Consider the following 17,416-nt stretch of genomic DNA (forward strand, 5'->3'; position numbering starts at 1 on the left):
CCTCAGGCCGCCTTGCGGCCGTTGCAGTCGAGATGACGCGAGATTTCGGCGGCGATCGCCTCGGCGTCCGCGCCGACGCCGCCGATGAAGTTGGAATCGCGCTTGCGCAGGAAGCGGAAGCCGAGCGCGTAGAGGCCGGGCACGCTGGTGACGCCGCCCTGATGCGCGAGCTCGCCGTCGGCGCCGAGCGCCAGCGGCTCCAGCCAGCCGAGCGAGCGCGCATAGCCAGTCGCCCAGACGATGCTGCGGATCGATCCGTCGGTGAGCGACAGCCGGTCCGCGCACGCCGCCGGCATCGCTACCGGATCGGGCCGGTATGGTGTCGCCGCGCCCGTGAAGCGGTCGATCTGGTCGAGCAGGCGCGCCTGCTTCGCTTCCGCCGCAGCGATGTGCTGGCCAAGGTCGCCGGCGAAGGCGATCTCGCGGTCGCCGACGCCGCGCACCCGCCCGGTCAGCTCCACGCCGAACGCCTGCAGCGTGGCGAGATCGACATCGGCCCTGTCGGGCCGGCCGGCGAGCTGCAGCGACGGCTGGCGTCGCGCGCCTTCCGGATTGGCGAGGTCTTCCCGGCGCTGCGCCATCAGGCCCATTGCGCACAGCCAGAAGAAGATATCCTGGCCGCGCCATGTTCTGGGCAGGCGCGTATGCTTGCCGACCGAAAGCACCACGCGCCGGCCCGAGCGGGCGAGTTCGTCGGCGATCTGCACGCCGGAGGACGAGGCGCCGACGACTAGGACGCCGCCGCCCGGCAGCTCGCCGGGCGAGCGATATTGCGAAGCGTGAATGCTGAGAGGTCCGCAAAGGGTCTCAGCCGAAAAAGGGATGACCGGCCGGTCGCAATGTCCTGTCGCGACGACGACCGCGCGCGCCGACCACTCGCCGGCGCTGGTGCGCAAGGCAAAGCCGTCGCCGGTCCGCTTGACAGATGTGACCTCGACATTGGTCTCGACGGGCGCATGCCACTGCCAGGCGTAGCGCTCCAGGCTTTCCACGAAAGCCCCTTTGCTCATGAAGCCGTCGGGATCGCCGCCCTCATAGGGCGAGCCGGGCAGGGCGTTCAGCCAGTTCGGCGTGAGCAGCCTGAGCGAGCGCCAGCTCTGCGAGCGCCAGCGCTCGCCGATGCGGCCGCGCTCCAGCACGGCATGGTCGATACCGGCCTGGCCGAGGCAATGGCTGAGCGCAAGGCCAGCCTGGCCCGCGCCGATGATGACGACCGCGCGTCTCATGGTTCTGGTCCGTTTGGGAGGCGGCAGGCGGCCCGGATCGGTCCGGATCGCCTGCCGGCTTCGGCTTACTGGATGGTCTTGATGCCGACGGTGACCGGCACGCCCTTGGTCAGCACGTCGAACACGGCCGAACGGGCGCGCGACTGCTCGACCAGCTGCTGCAGCTTCTCGGCCGGCGCGTCGCCTTCGATCTCGAACGACACCTGGATGTTCTGGAAGCCGTTGCGAACCTCGTCGGAAATGCCGAGGATGCCGCGCAGGTCGATGTCGCCGTCGACCGAGCACTTCACCTTGGTGAGCTTGATCCCGCGTGCGGCGGCAATGTTGGCGACGCCAGCCATCAGGCAGCCCGCCAGCCCGTGCAGCAGCCATTCGACCGGGGTCGGCGCATTGTCGGCGCCGCACAGGATCGCCGGATGGTCGGCGTCGGCATAATGCGGCTTCTCGTGCTTCTGCTCCTGGCCTGCGCCGAAGAAGCCATTCATGACGGTCTTGCTGTGTGTGCCCTCGATCCACTCGTTGTGGGCGCGGAACTGGAATTTTGCCAGCTCCGGCTGCCCGGCGACGAAATTGATCGTCGCCAGAAGGTTCGGCGTGTCGACGCCATTGAGCGGAAGCCGTGCAGGTTTGGTGTTGGGTTGCATCTTCATCTCCAAAGGTTCGTTTGCGGCTTGGTTGCCGTGACGGCCTCTGTTTGCCGATGGAGCGTTTGAACGAGAGTGGGTGCGACCGTGGAATTTTTCATACGTCTACCGTTGGAAATTGCGTTGGATGTATCGTTTGAAACGAATGTCGACGCCCGAATGCGCCGGAACGCAAAAGTCCCGGCGCGGGGAAGCCCGGGGCTTGTCGAGAGCGTGGTGACGACCGCCATCGAGGGTCATCCGGCGTTGCGGATGTCCATCCCGTCGACGTCGGAGGCGTAGCGCATCGAGGTGTAACGGTCGATTTCCGAACGGCCGATACCCATGTCCTTGAGCAGATGATCGGGCATGGCCTGCATGGCGGCGCGGTCGCTGCGCATCCTCATCGCACGATAGGCAAGCCGCAGCGCGCGGCCGGCAAAGCCAATCAGGCTAAGGTCCGCGCGGCCGGGTTCACAGGCGGTGTGCTCCAAACTCGTCATTGTCGTCTCCATCTCTTTGCGGCGTGATCATTCACGTCACCAATGGGAGGACTTGTCGCCGACGACCGGGGGAGCGAGCGTTGGAGCGGGCGTCGAAATTGCCGTGGGAATCTGGTGGTGTCTCAGTTTGAAATATCGTCCTTTGCCAATGCGGCACAGAGCGCTTCGTCGCAAAGTCCTTTGCCTTCCTATTATATCAGGGCTAGCGTATATAATGGCTGCGTTACTATGCTCATGTTCAGAGGGGAATTAACTCATGCGCAAACAGAAAACGCTTGGACTGGCGCTTCTGGCTTCCAGTTCGCTTTTCCTCGCCGACGTCGCTTCAGCGAAAGATGCTTACAAAACGCCATGCAGGACGGATGCCCAGCGAGTGTGCAAGATGGTCGACAATGCAAAGGGGTTAAGCTGTCTTAAACAGCACATCAGTGAGCTCACCCCTGCCTGCAAAGCGTTTCTCTCCAAGAAATGAACTGTAATAGCCGTCAAGGGTCGTACTGATTACAGGGCGGACGCGGCCTTCAGGAAATCCGCCGCCCTGCCTCGTCCAGCAAGACGCAATCGTCCGCGTCGAAGCCGAGTTCGATCGCTTCGCCTTCGTTGAGAACGCGGCCGTCGATCGGGGCGTTGGCGCGGATGTTCGTCTTGCCGCCTATGTCAACCTCGTAGATGGCGCTGCCGCCGAGATACGAGGCCGACACGACCCGGCCGGGCAACCGGTTGGCGCTCGTTCGACCCACCGACAGTTTCTGCGGCCGCACCACGACGGTGACGGCGCTTCCTTGCGGCAGCGGTTGCGGCGCCAGCACATTGACGGTCTGGCCACTGGCCAGCGTGACTGTCGTCGGTCCGTCGGATCGGCTCACCGTTCCGGGAAGCATGTTGGCCTTGCCGAGGAAGTCGGCGACGAAGGCGGTGGCGGGCCGCTCATAGACCTCTTCCGGCGTGCCGATCTGCTCGGCCGAGCCGGCATTCATCACCACGATGCGGTCCGACATCGACAGCGCTTCTTCCTGGTCGTGCGTGACGAAGATGGCGGTGATGCCGGTTTCCTTCTGGATCTTCTTGATCTCGACGCGCATCTCCTCGCGCATGTTGGCGTCGAGCGCCGAGAGCGGCTCGTCGAGCAAAAGCACCTGCGGCTCGAAGACGATGGCGCGCGCCAGCGCGATGCGCTGCTGCTGGCCGCCCGACAATTGGGAGGGCAGTTTCTTCTCGCTGCCCGGCAGCCGAACCATGTCGAGCGCCTGGCCGACCTTGCGTTTGATCTCGGGCTTGGCGACGTTGCGGTATTTCAGGCCGAAGGCGACATTGTCGAACACGGTCTTGTGGGGAAAGAGCGCATAGCTCTGGAACACCAGCCCGATATTGCGCTTGTAGATCGGCACGTCGTCGACGCGCCGGCCGCCGATCATGATCTGGCCGGCCGAAATGTCGACCAGCCCGGCGATGGAGCGCAGGATCGTCGTCTTGCCGCAGCCCGAAGGCCCGAGCAGCGTGACGAAGCTGCCCTTGCGGATCGACAAAGAGAAATCGCGCACCGCGACGAACTTGCCGTAGGCGATGTCGATGTTGCGAAACTCGACCGCCGGGCTGTTCGCCCCGGCGGCCGCGCTCGCGCCTTCCGCCCCGGCCGAGGCCGGCCGGGGATGGATTTTCGTATCCTGACCCTCAGGCACCTTTCGAGATCCTGTTCCACTGCTTGGTCCAGGCGTCCTCGTTGGTCGCCCAGTAGGTTGGATCGGCGAAGGTCAGCGCCTTCATCGTGCCGGTCGGATCGAAAGCCGGCAGCTTCGCGATCTTGTCGGTCAGCTTGACCTTGGTCGGGTCGAGCGACGGCGGGTAGCTCTGGCCCTCGGCCACCGCGATCGAGGTCGCAGGGTCGAGCATAAAGTTGATCAGCTCCTCGCATTCGGTCATCGGCGAGCCCTTCAGGATCAGCATGTCCTCCATCCACGCATAGGAGCCGGCCGGATCGAGATAGCCGATCGGATGGCCCTGGTCCTGCAGCGCGGCGACCCGGCCCGACCATGCGTCGGTCACCACGATCTCGCCCTTGGAGAGCAGGTCCATCAGCTCCGCGCCGGAGCTCCAGAACTTCTTGGCGAGGTCGCGCGTTTCGCGCACCTTGGCCCAGATCGTGTCCATGTCCTTGAGGTTGTTGGGGTCCTGTCCGGTGGCCAGGGCGGCGTACCAGACGCGCGTCGTCATGTCGGAATAGCCGCCGACCTTGCCCGCATATTTCTTGTCGAGCAGAAGTGCCGCGCCCTTTTCCTTGGCTTCCTCCGGCGAGATCACTTTGGTGTTGTAGGCGATGCCGGTGGTGCCGTAGTCGTAAGGCACGGCCGACAGCTTCGGCGTCAGCTTGCGGAAGGGCTCGATCATCGGCTGCAGCACATTCACCATGTTGGGAATGTTGGCCTCGTTGATCTCCGAGGTCAGCCCGCCATTGACGTATTTGATGTAGTAGTTGACGCCCGAGGAATGGATGACCTGGTAGTCGCCGGGCTTCGCGGTCTTGATCTTGGTGATGATCTCGTCCTCGTCGCCGAACGTGCCTTGCACCACCTTGATCTTGGTCTTGGCCGTGTAGGGCTGGAAGGCGAATTTGTCGATCGCGTCCTGCACCGTGCCGCCCCAGCCATCGAAGCGGACTTCCTCGACCGCGGCGAGCGCCCTTCCCATCCACGGCAGGGAAAGCCCCGCCGATGCGGCCGCTGCCGCCGTCAGCGTCAGGAAAGTGCGGCGGCTCAGATCGCCATTGGCATACCGGTCATGCAGCCGTTCCAGCCGCTTGGTTGTCGTCAGTTTCATCGTACTTCCTCCTTTGGTTCACCGCGTCTCTTCAACTTCGTCAGGCTCTGCAGGATCAGGCCGCCGATCAACGGGATGCCGACGGTCACCAGGATCATCACGGTGCCGAGCGCGTTGATCTCCGGGCTGATCGAGATTTTCAGCATGGAAAGGATCTGGGTGGGCATGGTCTCGACGCCTGCCGGCCGCCAGAACAGGCTCGCCGAGGTGTTGTCGAACGAGATGGTGAAGGCGAGTAGCGCGCCGCCGACGACCGCCGGGATCAGCAGCGGCAGCGTGATCTCGCGAAAGGACGAGAAGCGCGAGGCGCCGAGCGACAGCGCCGCCTCCTCATAGACGCGCCTTATGCCCACCATGCGCGCCTGCGCGATCAGCACCACATAGGGCACGGCTAAAAGGATGTGGCCGAGCACCAGGAGCAGCATGGTGCGCGGCTGGTCGATCGCCTTGATCAGCACCAGCAGGCCGACGCCGAGGATGGTTTCCGGCACCAGCGCCGGCAGGATCACCAGCGTGCTCAGCGCCTGCTTGCCCGGGAACTCGAAACGCACCAGCGCGAAGGCCGTGACGACGCCGATGGCGGTGGTGGCGACGGCGGTGACCAGCGCGATCCACAGTGAGGTGCGGAAGGCCGTCAGCACCGCGTCATTGTTCATCAGCTTGGCGTACCATTGCAGCGAAAAGCCGGTCATTGGGAAGCCGCCGAACATCGAGGCATTGAACGACAGGATGACGGTCGCCACGATCGGCGCGAACATGAAGATGTAGACGCAGACCGTGACGAAGCCGGTCAGCCGCCAGGCCCATCTGCCTTCCCCGTTCGGTCGCGCAGCCTTCATCCGCCCAACCCCTTCACAATCTGCGACATGCCCATGTAGCGGGTGTAGATGGCGGCGAAGAAGCCGAGCACGACGAACAGCACGATCGAAAGCGTTGCCCCCAGCGGCCAGTTCAATTCGCCCATGATGGTATCGTAGATCAGGTTGCCGAACAGCGCGTCGCGGCCCGAGCCGAGCAACTGCGGCGTCACATAGCTTCCGGCGGCCAGTACGAAACAGAGCAGCAGGCCCGCCGCCAGGCCCGGCAGGGAGAGGGGAAGCGTGACCTCGCGGAACGCCTGCGCGCTGGTGCAGCCCATCGAGCGCGCGGCCGAGATCAGCGTGCGGTCGATGCCCTCGAGGCTGACATAGACGTTGAGGATCATGTAGGGCAGGAGGAAGTGCAGCAGTCCCAGGATCACCGCGCCCTCGTTGTAGAGCATCTGCAGCGGCTCGTTGATGATACCCATCTTGAGCAGCGTGACGTTGATGACGCCCTGTTCGCCCAGGATGTTGATCCAGGAAAAGGTGCGGATGGTGAAGCTGATCCAGAACGGCACGATGAGCAGGAGCAAGAGCAGCCATTTGTGCCTGAAGCTCGTCGCCCAGATGAAATAGGCCGGGAAATAGCCGAGCACGCCGCACAGCAGCGCGGTGATCGCGCCGACCCTCAGCGTCTTCAGAAGGAAGCCGGAATAATAGCTGTCGGTGAAGAATTCCTGCCAGTTGGCGGTGGTCAGCGCGCTGGATTCGACGCCGGCGGTGACGAAGGTGAATAACGTATAGGCCGCCATCACCGCGATCGGCAGCACCAGGAAGAAGATCAGCAGCAGAAGCACCGGTGCAACCAGCATCCAGGCAAGGCGTGGATCGTACAAGGTCCAGCGATTGTTCATGCGCACCCGAAGGTAGGCGCCTTCTTCGAGACGCGCTTATGTTCCCGCAGTGAAGATTGTTTCATTGCCGCCGCTATGTCTACAGGCGGTGGCCCAAATTCGATTCAGCCAGGGGAGGGGCGATGGTCCGTGGGATCGGGGATGGCTTTTTGTCGCCGCTCAATACCTCCGGGCGAACCGGCGCTCGACGAAACCGAAGCCCGCCATCACCAGCCCCGCCAGCAGGAAATAGCCGGGCGCCGCGGCAAACAGCGGCTCGTAGACCCGGAAGGTATGCGCTCGGACGAGGTTCGCCGCGCCCATAGGTTCGAACACCGTGATCGTCGACGCGATGAACAAGGCCTGGGTCGACTGGCTTGACGGTGCGGAGCCGCCGGCGCGCGCCACGGTCGGAGCGAGCTTCGGTTGCTCGATATCCGTGTCGAAATCCAGCTTACCGCGGCAGGCTGGACGCGGCTATGACGTGACGGTGCCTACCGTTCCCTGAACGCCCTTGCGAAGGAGTCCATCATCGGGCGTACCAGATACTCGAAGAAGGTCCGGTTGCCGGTGCTGATGAAGGTGTCGACCGGGGTGCCCGGATAGAGCTGTTCTCTCTTCACGCCCCGGGGCAGGGCATCGGTGATCTTTAGCCTGGCGCGGAAATAGGGTTCGTGAGTAGCCTCGTCGATCAGCCGGTCGGCTGAAATCTCGCTCACCGTGGCCGGGACTTCCGGTGTCAGGCGCGCGTTGAGCGCGGAGAGCCTGAGCTTTGCCTGTTGGCCGACATGCACCTGGTCGATGTCCTTCGGCCGCAGCCTGGCGTCCACCACCAGGCCCGATGACGTGGGCAGGATCTCCATGATCTTTTCGCCGGGCGCCACCACGCTGCCTTGCGAATTGTAGGTCGAAGAGATGACGACGCCCGCCGTCGGCGCGGTGATCGTCGTGCGCTTCAGCACCGCTTGCGCCGCGCGCATCCGCTCCTCGATGTCGGCGAGATTGGTGCGCACGTCGTCGAGTTTGGTCAGCGCTTCCTCGACGCGCTGCGTCGTCGCGCGCTCGGTCTGCGCCTCCGCCTCGACGATCTGCGTGTTGGCCGAGGCGAGGTCCGCCTCCAGAGCGCCGGCTTGGCCTATGAGGTCGGCCTCCGAGCGCAGCAACTGCGAATATTCGCTGCGGTCGGTAAGGCCCCGGTTCAGAAGGTCGGTCTTGATGCCGAGCTCCTTCTTCACCACCTCGGCTTGCTGTTCGATTGCCGCCTTCTGCGCGTTCAAGCCTTTGACCGACTCGCGATGCATGGCGACGCGCTGCGCCAGGATCGACTGCTCGGAGCGGAACCGCGCGAGCCTGGCGTCGAACTCCTTCTGCTGTTCGCGGATCAGGTTCTGGAATTCCTGCTGGAACGGCGCCGGCGCTGGCTCGGCGACCGGCGCCAGCGTGACGAGGCCGTCGCGCTCGGCTTCCAGCCGCGCGGCGCTGGCCTTGAGCGCGATCCACTGCCTTGTCAGCCGGTTGAGGTCGGCCTCCGGCGCGGTCCGGTCGAGCAGAATGAGGTTCTGGCCTTCCTGTACGCGGTCGCCTTCATGCACCAGCAATTGCCTGATGATGCCGCCCTCGCGGTGCTGGATCAGGATGTTGCCGCCGGTCGCCGCGATCGTGCCTTGGGTGATCACCGCGCCGGCCAGCGGCGCACTCGCCGCCCAATAGCCGAAGCCGCCGACCATCAGCGCGATCGCCGCGTAGCCGGCGAAGGCGGTGCGCCGGAAGTCGGTGCGCGGGCGGCCTTCGAAGGTGAGGCTCTGCGTCATCGTTCAGGATCCGTGGCGGATGGTCGGCGCGGCACGGATGGTCGGTGCGAACGATCCGGTCACCACCGTGCTCTGCCGCGTGCCCTTGCCCCTGTCTGCAGTTGACTGCCGCAGCACCTCCGCGCTCGGCCCGAACGCTTCGATGACGCCGCCGCGCAAAACCATCACGCGGTCGCAGGCCGCGGCGATGGAAGGGCGATGCGTGATCACGATCGTGGTGACGCCGGCGGCGCGCGCGGCGGCAAGCACTGCCTCGAGTGCCGCCTCGCCGGCGCCGTCGAGATGCGTGCTCGGCTCGTCCAGCACCAGGATGCGCGGGTTGCCGTAGAAGGCGCGCGCCAGCCCGATCCGCTGCCGCTCACCGCCGGACAGCGTCCCGGCGATCACCGTCTGGTAGCCATCGCGCAGCGAAAGGATCAGCTCATGCGCCTCGGCGCGTTTTGCCGCCTCAACGATTGCGGCGTCGTCCGCGTCCGCGTCGAAGCGGGCGATGTTTTCGCGGACCGAGCCGGGGAAAAGCTCCACCTCCTGCGCTAGATAGCCGATATGCCGGCCGAGCTGGTTTTCGTCCCAGGTCTTGAGTTCGGCGCCGTCGATCCTGACCGAGCCGCCACTCGGCTGGGTTGCCCCGACAAGCAGCCGCGCCAGCGTCGATTTGCCGGCGCCGCTCGGGCCGACGATCGCCACAGCCTCGCCGGGCTGGATCGCGAAGCTCAACCGCTTGAGGATCGGCTCGGCGCCGAAGGTGGCATTCGGCGCGATGAAGAAAAGATCCTGCGCAGAGACCGCGCCGGTCGGGTCGGGCAAGACGAGCTTGCGTGTCTCGGCCGGCTGTGCCGTGAGCGCTCCTCCCAGCCGCGACCATGCGCGTCTGGCCTCGCCAATCTGCCGCCAGGAACCGATCAGCTGGTCGAGAGGCTGCAGCGCGCGTGACGACACCAGCGAGGAGGCGAAGATCATGCCGGCCGTCATCTGGCCCTTGAGCACCAGCCAGGCGCCGGTGCCGAGGATCGCCAGCTGCAGCATCATGCGCAGCGCCCTCGAAGCGCCACTGAAGATGGCGTTGGCGCAGGCCGAATGATCATGCAGGACAAGCGCCTCCGCCACATGGCGTCCCCATGCGCGCGCGGCGTTTTCCACCATGCCCATGGCGCGCAGCGTCTCGGCGTTGCGGGCAAAGGCCTGCTCGGCCCGGCTGGCCAGAGCCGAACGCTCCGCCGACAGCGCATCCTTCCTGCCGATGGCAAGCTGGTTGGCCACGACCAGCATGACGAGCATCGCCGCGCCGCCAAGCGTCACCCAGAAGAGCAGTGGATGGATAAGGTAGAGCAGGCCGAGGAAGACCGGCGCGAAGGGCAGGTCGAACAGTACTGACACGCCGCGCGAGCGGATGAAGGCGCAGACCGAGGCGAGGTCGGTGAGCGGCGACGGCGCGTTTCTGGCGCCGAGCGAAGCGGCGAACATTCTTGCGCCAAGCCTGTCATTGACCGTCGCGGCGACGCGCTGCGTGTAGACCGCGCGGATGGTGTCGAGGAAGCCGAGGAAGCCGAGCGCCGCGACCGCGATGACCGACAGATAGACAAGCGTCTCGAGGCTGGAGGAGGGCAGGACGCGGTCGTAGATTTGGAGCAGGTAAAGTGGGATCACCAGCAGCAGAAGGTTGATGAGCAGCGAGAACAGCCCGACATCGGCGACGGCGCGACGCAAGACTGGCCGCAATCCCGACTGTCCCGTCATTTCCCGCACTCCCTCTCCAACCCGGATCACGGGCAGTCGCCTAACGTCCGAATCAGGCCGAATGCTCGCTTGCCGTGCCGAGATGCTGCTGCGTGCTGCTTGCGGTGTGGCTGGTCAGTGCCGCCGCCTGGCTTGGCAAGTCGTTCAGCGTATAGGCGCGGATATAGTCGATCTTCATCTCGGCCGGTGTGGCGAGATGGTCCGGCGGCGCGCCGGCTTGGCCGCCGACCGCGAGATCGACCAGCATGTACATCGGCTTGTTCATGTCCGACGGCGTCGCCGCTTCGGCGACCTGCACGCCGTCATAGGTCCAGATCAGCTTGTCCGGCGTCCACAGCAGGCCATAGGTGTGGAAGCCGGCGGTGTCCATGGCGTTCACCGTGGATCCGACCGTCGTGTGCTGGCCCGTCTGGTTGGTGTGAGCGGTCATCAGCAGAGAATTCGGGTTCTGGCCATACTTTTCGATCACGTCAAGCTCCGGCGGCCAGGAGCCGTCCTCCGGCAGCAGCCAGAAGGCTGGCCAGGCGCCGGCATTCTCCGGCAGGTCGGCCTTCATTTCGAAATAGCCATAGGTCTGCGAGAACGAGTCATGCGTGGTCAGGATGCCGGAGGTGTATTCGTAATTGTTGATCAGCGGCTTGATGTCGGCCGGCGCCTGCGCGGCGGTGATGGAGAGCACGCCGTTCTGCACGCTGAACGGATGCACCGAGCTGGTCGGGCCGTAATTGGCGTCGATGTACCACTGCAGCTCGCCATTGCGGGTGAGCGTGCTGCCGTTCGCCGCGCCCCACCAGAAGTTGGTGTCCCAGGTGCCGCCCTGGCTGTTGTGAAGGTTCAGCGTGTTGAACTCGTCGCTGAAGGACAGCGTCATGCCGGACTTGTCGATCGGCAGCTCGAACTGGTTGGGCTGCAGCTTGTCGATTGTCATGTTCTTGAATTCGAGAATCTCGCCCGATCCGAGATTCAGCATCACATTGGGGCCCGCCTGGATCAGGTTCTCGTGGATGGCGGCGAACGACGTGAACCCGTAGCCATCGAGGCGCACCGTGTCGTTCGAGGCGAAATTGACGATCAAGTCGCTCCCATTGCCCTTCGCGATGATGAAAGTGTCGGCGCCGCCGCCGCCATCGATCAGGACATCGTTGCCCGCGCCGCCGTCCAGGGTCTGGCCGCCCGCCGCGGCGGTGATGATGTTGTCCAGGGCATTGCCGAAGGCATAGTTATGGGCGTTGGTGACGACGAGGTTTTCGACATTGTTCGGCAGCGTGTAGCTCATCCAAGTGTTGATCGTGTCGATGCCCTCTCCAGGGTTCTCGACCACCTTGTTGCTCGCCGAATAGAGGTAATAGATGTCGTCGCCGGGGCCGCCATACATGGTGACGTTGACGCCGCTGGCGCCCCAGATGGAGTCGTTGCCGCTGCTGCCGTTGAATGTCGGTCCGGACGTTGCCGAAAACCAATGATTGGAAGCGCCGCTATAGTAGAGAGGAACGCCTATCGCGTTGACGACGAAGCTCATCGTGCACTCCTTCCGCGCTGCCCCGCCCGGAGGTTCATTGCAGGTTCAAGCGACCGCTCCGAACCAAATTTGCAACGTGGACTATGGTTCCCGAAAACAAGCAAATAGTACAGAGAAAATTGCCAGTATTTTTATCGATATTTTGTGAAGATAGAATAAGTGGTATCTAATACAATCATGGCGTGAATTATTCTCAATTTTACTTAATTTTGCAAGATTTTCTGCCAAAAGATTGTGCGGACAGCCGCGAACGGATGCATTGGCCGCAGCGGGAGCCACAGGTGGTGGCCGATCGAGTCTTGGCCTTTAAGATTGGAGCGTCCGCTCACGTCTCGCCCATCGCGATCGACTTCCTGAACGCCGCCTCGAGCCCCTTGGCGACCGCCTCGTCGAATCCGGCTTCGCGCATCGTCTCGATCGCCGCGGCGGTCGTGCCGCGATAGCCGAGGAAGGCCTTTACCGTGTCGGCTGGCGAAGCGTCGTTCAAGTCGATCAGCCGGCCGGTGCCGGTTAGCACCGTATTCACGGCGCGCTGCGCCACTTCGGGCTTCAGGCCAAACGCGATAGCGTGGCGCATCATGGCATCGGCCAAAAGGGCGGGGAAGGCCGGGCCGGATCCGGTCAGGCCGGTGAGATAGTCGATGTCGCGTTCGCTGCCGACCTCGTCCTGGCTGCCGCAGGCGCAAAAGATCGCGCGCACGATGGCGCGGTCCACGCCGGTGGCATCGCTGCTCCCGATCCAAGGCGTGTAGGATTTCGCGACCTCGGCCGCGGCGTTGGGCAATGTGCGCGCCACCCGGCGCGTGCCATGCTTCGCGCCGATCTCGGCAAGGCGGATGCCGGCCATCACCGAGATCACGAGCTTGCCCTTGGCGTCGATGGTAAGCGACGGCCAGTCCTGCGGCCGCACCGAAAGCATGATGACATCGCAGCGGTCGGCGAGCGCCTGGTTGTCGTCGGTCCAGAACGCGCCGGCAAAACGATCCGGTTTGGCGCTGCGGTAGGAGAGGGCAAGGTCCTGCATGCGAACGACGCCGGCCTGAAGCGCGGCATCCGCGATGGCGCCGCCCAGCCAGCCCGCGCCGCCGACGATGCCGAGTCTGATCGAAACGTTCATGTCCGCTCCCTCCATTGAAAGGCGCACGGTAGCGGCCTGAGTCGGATGATTTCAGGTCAAATCGAGCTGAAATCATCCGACTCTAGATCAAAAAGATAGAGCATGATGTCATGCGAAAGCCGCTTCACGCTTTTCGGCATCATGCTCTAGCCAAAAAGTTTGACAGCCTCTGTCGGATCCGCTGGAGCCCGCCCGTCCTTGGGGCATCGATCAACTGAAGAAGGATATCGAGATATGCCGAGCACCATCTACCTGCACCGCGTCCTGGCGACCAAGCCGGAGAAGGTCTACCGCGCATTCGTCGAGGCCGATGCGCTGGCCAAGTGGCTGCCGCCGAACGGCTTTACCTGCACGGTGCACCAGTTCGAGGGCAAGGTCGGCGGCACCTACAAGATGTCCTTCCGCAACTTCACCACGGGCGACAGCCACGCCTTCGGCGGCGAATTCGTCGAGCTCGTTCCGGGCGAGCGCCTGCGCTACACCGACCGCTTCGACGATCCCAACCTGCCGGGCCAGATCGAAGTGACGGTGACCTTGAAGAAAGTGTCGGTCGGCACCGAGATCAACATCACCCAGGCCGGCATCCCGGACGCCATCCCCGCCGAGGCCTGCTATCTCGGCTGGCAGGAATCGCTGCGCAACCTGGCCAAGCTCGTCGAGCCGGAGATCAACCAGTAACATTGAGGGCAGCGGCGGCCGCCGGTGCAACGGCCGCCGCCTTACCCAAGGTAAGTAAAATTTCACCAAGCGCTGTTAAAATCCGCTTCCATGGATCGCAACAAGAACAACGACCTGTTTGTCCTGATGGCCGCGCTTGCCGCCATCGCGATCTACAACATTGCCTGCGGCATCAAGACAGGCGAAGTCCGCGGCAAGTTGCATTGGGTCGCTCTCTCGGACGACCCGACTCGATTCTGGAACATCGTGGTCGGCAATTCGATTGTCCTGGTGGCGTCGATAGCCTTCCTATGCGTTCTGTGCGTGCTAAAATCCCGCAAGCCCGGATGATCCGAGGCGACATACCTTCCACACGACGATAAGCAAAACTTCATTGGCCCGGCTAGACGTGCTGCATGGGTCGCAACGAACACGACGCCGTCTTTGTCCTGGTGGCGGCACTCGCCGCCTTCGCCGTCTATAACCTTGCCTACGGCCTCAAGACCGGCGAGATCCGGGGCAGACTCAGCTGGATTTCGTGTGTGGACGACGCGGCGCGTTTTTGGAGCAACGTTTTCGGCAATGTCGCCGCTGTCATTGCCTTGTTGGGCTTTCTCTGGCTGTTGCACCTTCGCCGTCGCAAATGACGTAGCGCCCGGCAATACCGGGCGCCGTCCTGCCGCGGCGTGACTTACAGCGCCCTTGTGATGCCGCCGTCGACGCGGATGTTCTGCCCGGTGATGTAGGCGGCCCCATCGGAGGCGAGGAACGAGATCGTCGCGGCGATCTCTTCCGACGTGCCGTAGCGCTTCATCGGCACGCTGTCGCGGCGCTCGTTCGTCGTCGGCAGGCTGTCGATCCAGCCGGGTAGCACATTGTTCATGCGGATGTTGTCGGCGGCATAGGTGTCGGCGAAGATCTTGGTGTAGGCGGCAAGCCCGGCGCGCGCCACGGCCGAGGTCGGAAACATCGCGCTCGGCTCGAACGCCCAGGCGGTCGAGATGTTGATGATGACGCCTGACTTCTGCTTCTGCATCACCGGCGTCACCAGCCGGGTCGGGCGCACGGCGTTGAGGAAATAAGTGTCGATGCCCTTGTGCCAGTCCTCGTCGCTGATCTCGATGATGTGCGCGCGCGGTCCGTGGCCGGCGCTGTTGACCAGCACGTCGATGCGGCCCCAGCGTTCCAGCGCGCCGTCGGCAAGGCGCTTCAGGTCTTCGTTCGACTGGTTGGAGCCGGTGACGCCGAAGCCGCCGAGCTCCTTGCCCAGCGCCTCGCCCTTGCCGGAGGAGGAGAGCACGCCGACCTTGAAGCCGTCTGCGGCCAGGCGCTTGGCCGCCGCAGCCCCCATGCCGCTGCCGCCCGCCGTCACCAGAGCTACTTTTTCTACTGCCATGTCGCTGTCCATCCCGGTGTTTAGGTTGAAAGCGATCCTGTTAGCATGCGGAGGGCAGGGAATGAACCGGATTGGATTGCGCCAAGGCGATTGACGAAAGCGGCGGAGCACTCAATCTTCCCCTCGAGGGGAGATTGGCAGTTCCGCCGTCGCCTCTCCGCCTATCCACGCATGCCTTCTCTCCTCCCATGCAACGTGCGTCGGCGCCGGAAACGCCGGATCCGCAAAACAGCCCACCGCCATCGCGATCGCGTCCGGCTTGCGCTCTGGCTCAGAAGACGCTGGAGCCGCACTCCGGGCAGAAATGGAACATGACCGCGCGGCCGCCGTCGGACAATCGCTTGTAGGTGCTGGCGGTCTCTTCGGCCGTGACCGCCGAGCGCGCGAAGAATGCGGCAATGCCGTAAGTGCTGCCGGTCCGCCTCTGGCACTCGAGGCAATGACACAACGCGACCAGTCGCGGCTCGCCGTCACAGGAGATCTTCAGTTGCCCGCAGGCACAGGATGCGGTTCGCATGGGCTGCCTCATGGTCGACATGAATGCTTCGCGTGCCTCGCGGCCCGGCAAATCGATACTTTCGGGGGAGATTCGCGGCTCGCGCGCCAGCTCACATCCTAAACCGTCTTCGACACGCGCGCGCAGCGGCCGGGCCTCACGTCGCCCGGCGTCAAGGGCAGGCCCTTGCCGGCTGCCACCGCCGGCTCGTACCAGTCGCGCAGCGCCTGATCGGCCGCGCAATAGCCCCAGTTCACCAGATCGACGGTCTCTTCGCTGCCCAGGAAATGCAGCGATGTGCCGATATCGGCAGGCGCGATGGCGGCGGTCTGCATGAAATTCGGCTCGGGTCGCGTCCGGCTTGCTGGCGATCACCCAGAAGACGCCGCGCGCCGCCGCATAGTCGGGCCGCGTCGCGTCATTGGGCAGGCCGCGATCGTCGGCGTCCTTGGCCGCCTGGAAGCGTGCCACCAGATCCCGGCGCCACAGCGAGCGCACCTGGTTGTCGGTGTGACGATGCGGCTGGCCTGGGGGAGGTGAGCGCAGGCCGCTCTATAACTCCTTCTCCGCGAGCTCCCTGAAACCGTCCGGTACCGAGCGCGGGCCTTCCAGCGCCACCGTGCCATAGCCGACCGCCTCCTTGCCGAAGCGCTGGCGGATCTTGTCCACCGCTCGGTCGGCGCCGAAGCGCGCGAGACCTTTTCGGCTGCCAGGCCTGAGCTTCTCGTCCGCCAGGCCGAGCGGCAGTTCGAGCTGCAGCTCGACATGCTCATCCAGATGCGAGACGGAGATGGCGAGCAGCGAGATGTCGCGCTCGCCCGGATGGGCGGCGAGCACGCCGCGCACCAGCTCCTCGGCGATCTCGGCCAGCATCGCGGTCGCCTGGATCGGCTGCTCCAGCGTAATCGAGCGGCTCACCGCGCGCATGTCGGCGAAGCGCACGCGCACCGTGACCGTGCGCCCGGGCCGGTCCTTGGCGCGCAACCGGCTGGCGATGCGGTCGGCAAGATGCAGCAGCGTCGGCACGAAGACGCGCGCCACCGCCGGTTTCCTGCCCAGCGCCGATTGCGCGCCGGCCGAATGCGCGCGCCGATGCGTCTCGAGCTTGCGCGGGTCGCGGTTCCAGGCAAGCGCGGCAAGCTTCTGGCCGGCGGCATGGCCGATCAGCCGCTCCAGCGCCCCGCTATGCGTGCGCGCCAATTGCCCGATCGTCTCGACGCCGATTTCCGCGAGCCTGGCCTTGGTCGCGGGGCCGACGCCCCACATCAGCGTGACGGGCAAATCGTGCAGGAAGGCGAGCTCGGTGCCGGGCTCGACCACCACCAATCCGTCTGGCTTGGCGACCTGCGAGGCGATCTTGGCGAGATGCTTTGTCCGCGCCACGCCGATCGAGATCGGCAGGCCGAGCTCGGCCTTCACCCGCGCGCGGATTTTTCGCGCGATCTCTTGCGGAGGGCCAAACAGATGCGTGCAGCCGGCGACATCGGCAAAGGCCTCGTCGATCGAGATGCGTTCGACTACCGGCGTGAAATCGTCGAGCACCTTGATCGCCGCATCGCCGAGACGCTGGTACTCGGAAAAATGACCGCCGACGAAAATGAGCTGCGGGCAGAGCTCGCGCGCCTTGCGGCCGGGCATGCCGCCGCGCACGCCGAAGACCTTGGCCTCATAGGAAGCCGCCAGCACCACGCCGCCGCCGACGGCGATCGGCTTGCCGCGCAATGATGGATCGAGCAACTGCTCGACGGAGGCGTAGAAGGCATCGAGATCGGCATGCAGGATGGTGGCGGCAGCGGCGGCGTCCGTAGCGAGCATCCTGCGCTC

The 17,416-nt window shown here is 64.5% G+C and carries 20 protein-coding genes; 4 read left to right on the top strand and 16 right to left on the bottom strand.

Annotated elements, in window-relative coordinates; translation table 11 throughout:
* Positions 1-2 precede the first annotated feature (2 nt).
* From FJ957_RS12340 to FJ957_RS12350, 3 genes are all read right to left on the bottom strand, one after another.
* On the bottom strand, positions 3-1,226 hold the full coding sequence (locus tag FJ957_RS12340; RefSeq protein ID WP_140831656.1) for an NAD(P)/FAD-dependent oxidoreductase: 1,224 nt from the start codon (positions 1,224-1,226) through the stop codon (positions 3-5).
* Between the two features lie 65 nt (positions 1,227-1,291).
* Positions 1,292-1,870, bottom strand: a complete 579-nt coding sequence (locus FJ957_RS12345) for an OsmC family protein (protein WP_224529713.1) — start codon at positions 1,868-1,870, stop codon at positions 1,292-1,294.
* 236 nt (positions 1,871-2,106) lie between these two features.
* Entirely contained in the window at positions 2,107-2,352 is a 246-nt protein-coding gene (locus FJ957_RS12350) for a DUF1127 domain-containing protein (protein WP_181180550.1), read from the bottom strand.
* Positions 2,353-2,608: 256 nt separating this feature from the next.
* Here FJ957_RS12350 and FJ957_RS12355 point away from each other — a divergent pair, with 256 nt between their 5' ends.
* Entirely contained in the window at positions 2,609-2,824 is a 216-nt protein-coding gene (locus FJ957_RS12355; RefSeq protein WP_140831660.1) for a hypothetical protein, read from the top strand.
* Positions 2,825-2,873: 49 nt separating this feature from the next.
* On the opposite strand, the gene FJ957_RS12360 is transcribed toward FJ957_RS12355, so the two are convergent.
* From FJ957_RS12360 to FJ957_RS12400, 9 genes are all read right to left on the bottom strand, one after another.
* Entirely contained in the window at positions 2,874-4,031 is a 1,158-nt protein-coding gene (locus tag FJ957_RS12360) for an ABC transporter ATP-binding protein (RefSeq protein ID WP_140831662.1), read from the bottom strand.
* Positions 4,024-5,166: an ABC transporter substrate-binding protein gene (locus FJ957_RS12365; RefSeq protein ID WP_140831663.1), complete on the bottom strand. Its 1,143-nt coding sequence runs from the start codon at positions 5,164-5,166 to the stop codon at positions 4,024-4,026. Before FJ957_RS12365 ends, FJ957_RS12360 begins: the two co-directional genes overlap by 8 nt.
* Positions 5,163-6,005 carry an ABC transporter permease gene (locus FJ957_RS12370; protein ID WP_140831665.1) on the bottom strand — a complete coding sequence of 281 codons (843 nt, stop codon included), beginning with the start codon at positions 6,003-6,005 and terminating at the stop codon, positions 5,163-5,165. The genes FJ957_RS12365 and FJ957_RS12370 overlap by 4 nt, the downstream gene beginning before the upstream one ends.
* Complete coding sequence (locus FJ957_RS12375) at positions 6,002-6,880, bottom strand: ABC transporter permease (protein ID WP_140831667.1); 879 nt, start codon at positions 6,878-6,880, stop codon at positions 6,002-6,004. Before FJ957_RS12375 ends, FJ957_RS12370 begins: the two co-directional genes overlap by 4 nt.
* 159 nt (positions 6,881-7,039) lie before the next feature.
* Positions 7,040-7,267, bottom strand: a complete 228-nt coding sequence (locus tag FJ957_RS12380; protein WP_140831669.1) for a hypothetical protein — start codon at positions 7,265-7,267, stop codon at positions 7,040-7,042.
* Positions 7,268-7,353: 86 nt separating this feature from the next.
* Positions 7,354-8,670 (bottom strand): HlyD family type I secretion periplasmic adaptor subunit, encoded by a 1,317-nt coding sequence (locus FJ957_RS12385; protein WP_140831670.1) that lies wholly within the window; start codon positions 8,668-8,670, stop codon positions 7,354-7,356.
* 3 nt (positions 8,671-8,673) lie between these two features.
* The gene (locus FJ957_RS12390) at positions 8,674-10,407 is read right to left on the bottom strand and encodes a type I secretion system permease/ATPase (protein ID WP_140831672.1); all 1,734 of its coding nucleotides are present in this window, start codon (positions 10,405-10,407) and stop codon (positions 8,674-8,676) included.
* A gap of 52 nt (positions 10,408-10,459) precedes the next feature.
* The gene (locus tag FJ957_RS12395) at positions 10,460-11,926 is read right to left on the bottom strand and encodes a family 16 glycosylhydrolase (RefSeq protein ID WP_140831674.1); all 1,467 of its coding nucleotides are present in this window, start codon (positions 11,924-11,926) and stop codon (positions 10,460-10,462) included.
* A 325-nt stretch (positions 11,927-12,251) separates the two neighbouring features.
* A complete protein-coding gene (locus tag FJ957_RS12400) occupies positions 12,252-13,043 on the bottom strand; it encodes a pyrroline-5-carboxylate reductase dimerization domain-containing protein (RefSeq protein WP_140831676.1) in 792 nt (263 codons plus the stop codon).
* A 234-nt stretch (positions 13,044-13,277) separates the two neighbouring features.
* Here FJ957_RS12400 and FJ957_RS12405 point away from each other — a divergent pair, with 234 nt between their 5' ends.
* From FJ957_RS12405 to FJ957_RS12415, 3 genes are all read left to right on the top strand, one after another.
* Complete coding sequence (locus tag FJ957_RS12405) at positions 13,278-13,721, top strand: SRPBCC family protein (protein WP_140831678.1); 444 nt, start codon at positions 13,278-13,280, stop codon at positions 13,719-13,721.
* 90 nt (positions 13,722-13,811) lie between these two features.
* Positions 13,812-14,051 carry a hypothetical protein gene (locus FJ957_RS12410; RefSeq protein ID WP_140831680.1) on the top strand — a complete coding sequence of 80 codons (240 nt, stop codon included), beginning with the start codon at positions 13,812-13,814 and terminating at the stop codon, positions 14,049-14,051.
* A 65-nt stretch (positions 14,052-14,116) separates the two neighbouring features.
* The gene (locus tag FJ957_RS12415; protein ID WP_140831682.1) at positions 14,117-14,347 is read left to right on the top strand and encodes a hypothetical protein; all 231 of its coding nucleotides are present in this window, start codon (positions 14,117-14,119) and stop codon (positions 14,345-14,347) included.
* Positions 14,348-14,391: 44 nt separating this feature from the next.
* Here the strand turns inward: FJ957_RS12415 and FJ957_RS12420 are convergent, their stop codons facing one another.
* The 4 genes from FJ957_RS12420 to dinB form a co-directional block, all read right to left on the bottom strand.
* Positions 14,392-15,096: an SDR family oxidoreductase gene (locus FJ957_RS12420; RefSeq protein WP_140831684.1), complete on the bottom strand. Its 705-nt coding sequence runs from the start codon at positions 15,094-15,096 to the stop codon at positions 14,392-14,394.
* Between the two features lie 271 nt (positions 15,097-15,367).
* Positions 15,368-15,613 carry a GFA family protein gene (locus tag FJ957_RS32200; protein WP_246685818.1) on the bottom strand — a complete coding sequence of 82 codons (246 nt, stop codon included), beginning with the start codon at positions 15,611-15,613 and terminating at the stop codon, positions 15,368-15,370.
* A 98-nt stretch (positions 15,614-15,711) separates the two neighbouring features.
* Positions 15,712-15,927 (bottom strand): hypothetical protein, encoded by a 216-nt coding sequence (locus FJ957_RS12430; protein WP_140831686.1) that lies wholly within the window; start codon positions 15,925-15,927, stop codon positions 15,712-15,714.
* 217 nt (positions 15,928-16,144) lie between these two features.
* Entirely contained in the window at positions 16,145-17,407 is a 1,263-nt protein-coding gene (dinB, locus tag FJ957_RS12435; RefSeq protein ID WP_140831688.1) for a DNA polymerase IV, read from the bottom strand.
* Between the last annotated feature and the right edge of the window lie 9 nt (positions 17,408-17,416).

Origin of the sequence: Mesorhizobium sp. B2-4-6 (assembly GCF_006442775.1) — a bacterium.
Taxonomy (GTDB): domain Bacteria; phylum Pseudomonadota; class Alphaproteobacteria; order Rhizobiales; family Rhizobiaceae; genus Mesorhizobium.

Excerpts from the sequence above, each read along its gene's own strand:
- FJ957_RS12340 (WP_140831656.1), bottom strand. The coding sequence starts at position 1,226 with ATGAGACGCGCGGTCGTCATCATCGGCGCGGGCCAGGCTGGCCTTGCG.
- FJ957_RS12345 (WP_224529713.1), bottom strand. The coding sequence starts at position 1,870 with ATGCAACCCAACACCAAACCTGCACGGCTTCCGCTCAATGGCGTCGAC.
- FJ957_RS12350 (WP_181180550.1), bottom strand. The coding sequence starts at position 2,352 with ATGACGAGTTTGGAGCACACCGCCTGTGAACCCGGCCGCGCGGACCTT.
- FJ957_RS12355 (WP_140831660.1), top strand. The coding sequence starts at position 2,609 with ATGCGCAAACAGAAAACGCTTGGACTGGCGCTTCTGGCTTCCAGTTCG.
- FJ957_RS12365 (WP_140831663.1), bottom strand. The coding sequence starts at position 5,166 with ATGAAACTGACGACAACCAAGCGGCTGGAACGGCTGCATGACCGGTAT.
- FJ957_RS12370 (WP_140831665.1), bottom strand. The coding sequence starts at position 6,005 with ATGAAGGCTGCGCGACCGAACGGGGAAGGCAGATGGGCCTGGCGGCTG.
- FJ957_RS12375 (WP_140831667.1), bottom strand. The coding sequence starts at position 6,880 with ATGAACAATCGCTGGACCTTGTACGATCCACGCCTTGCCTGGATGCTG.
- FJ957_RS12385 (WP_140831670.1), bottom strand. The coding sequence starts at position 8,670 with ATGACGCAGAGCCTCACCTTCGAAGGCCGCCCGCGCACCGACTTCCGG.
- FJ957_RS12390 (WP_140831672.1), bottom strand. The coding sequence starts at position 10,407 with ATGACGGGACAGTCGGGATTGCGGCCAGTCTTGCGTCGCGCCGTCGCC.
- FJ957_RS12395 (WP_140831674.1), bottom strand. The coding sequence starts at position 11,926 with ATGAGCTTCGTCGTCAACGCGATAGGCGTTCCTCTCTACTATAGCGGC.
- FJ957_RS12400 (WP_140831676.1), bottom strand. The coding sequence starts at position 13,043 with ATGAACGTTTCGATCAGACTCGGCATCGTCGGCGGCGCGGGCTGGCTG.
- FJ957_RS12405 (WP_140831678.1), top strand. The coding sequence starts at position 13,278 with ATGCCGAGCACCATCTACCTGCACCGCGTCCTGGCGACCAAGCCGGAG.
- FJ957_RS12410 (WP_140831680.1), top strand. The coding sequence starts at position 13,812 with ATGGATCGCAACAAGAACAACGACCTGTTTGTCCTGATGGCCGCGCTT.
- FJ957_RS12415 (WP_140831682.1), top strand. The coding sequence starts at position 14,117 with ATGGGTCGCAACGAACACGACGCCGTCTTTGTCCTGGTGGCGGCACTC.
- FJ957_RS12420 (WP_140831684.1), bottom strand. The coding sequence starts at position 15,096 with ATGGCAGTAGAAAAAGTAGCTCTGGTGACGGCGGGCGGCAGCGGCATG.
- FJ957_RS32200 (WP_246685818.1), bottom strand. The coding sequence starts at position 15,613 with ATGCGAACCGCATCCTGTGCCTGCGGGCAACTGAAGATCTCCTGTGAC.
- FJ957_RS12430 (WP_140831686.1), bottom strand. The coding sequence starts at position 15,927 with ATGCAGACCGCCGCCATCGCGCCTGCCGATATCGGCACATCGCTGCAT.
- dinB (WP_140831688.1), bottom strand. The coding sequence starts at position 17,407 with ATGCTCGCTACGGACGCCGCCGCTGCCGCCACCATCCTGCATGCCGAT.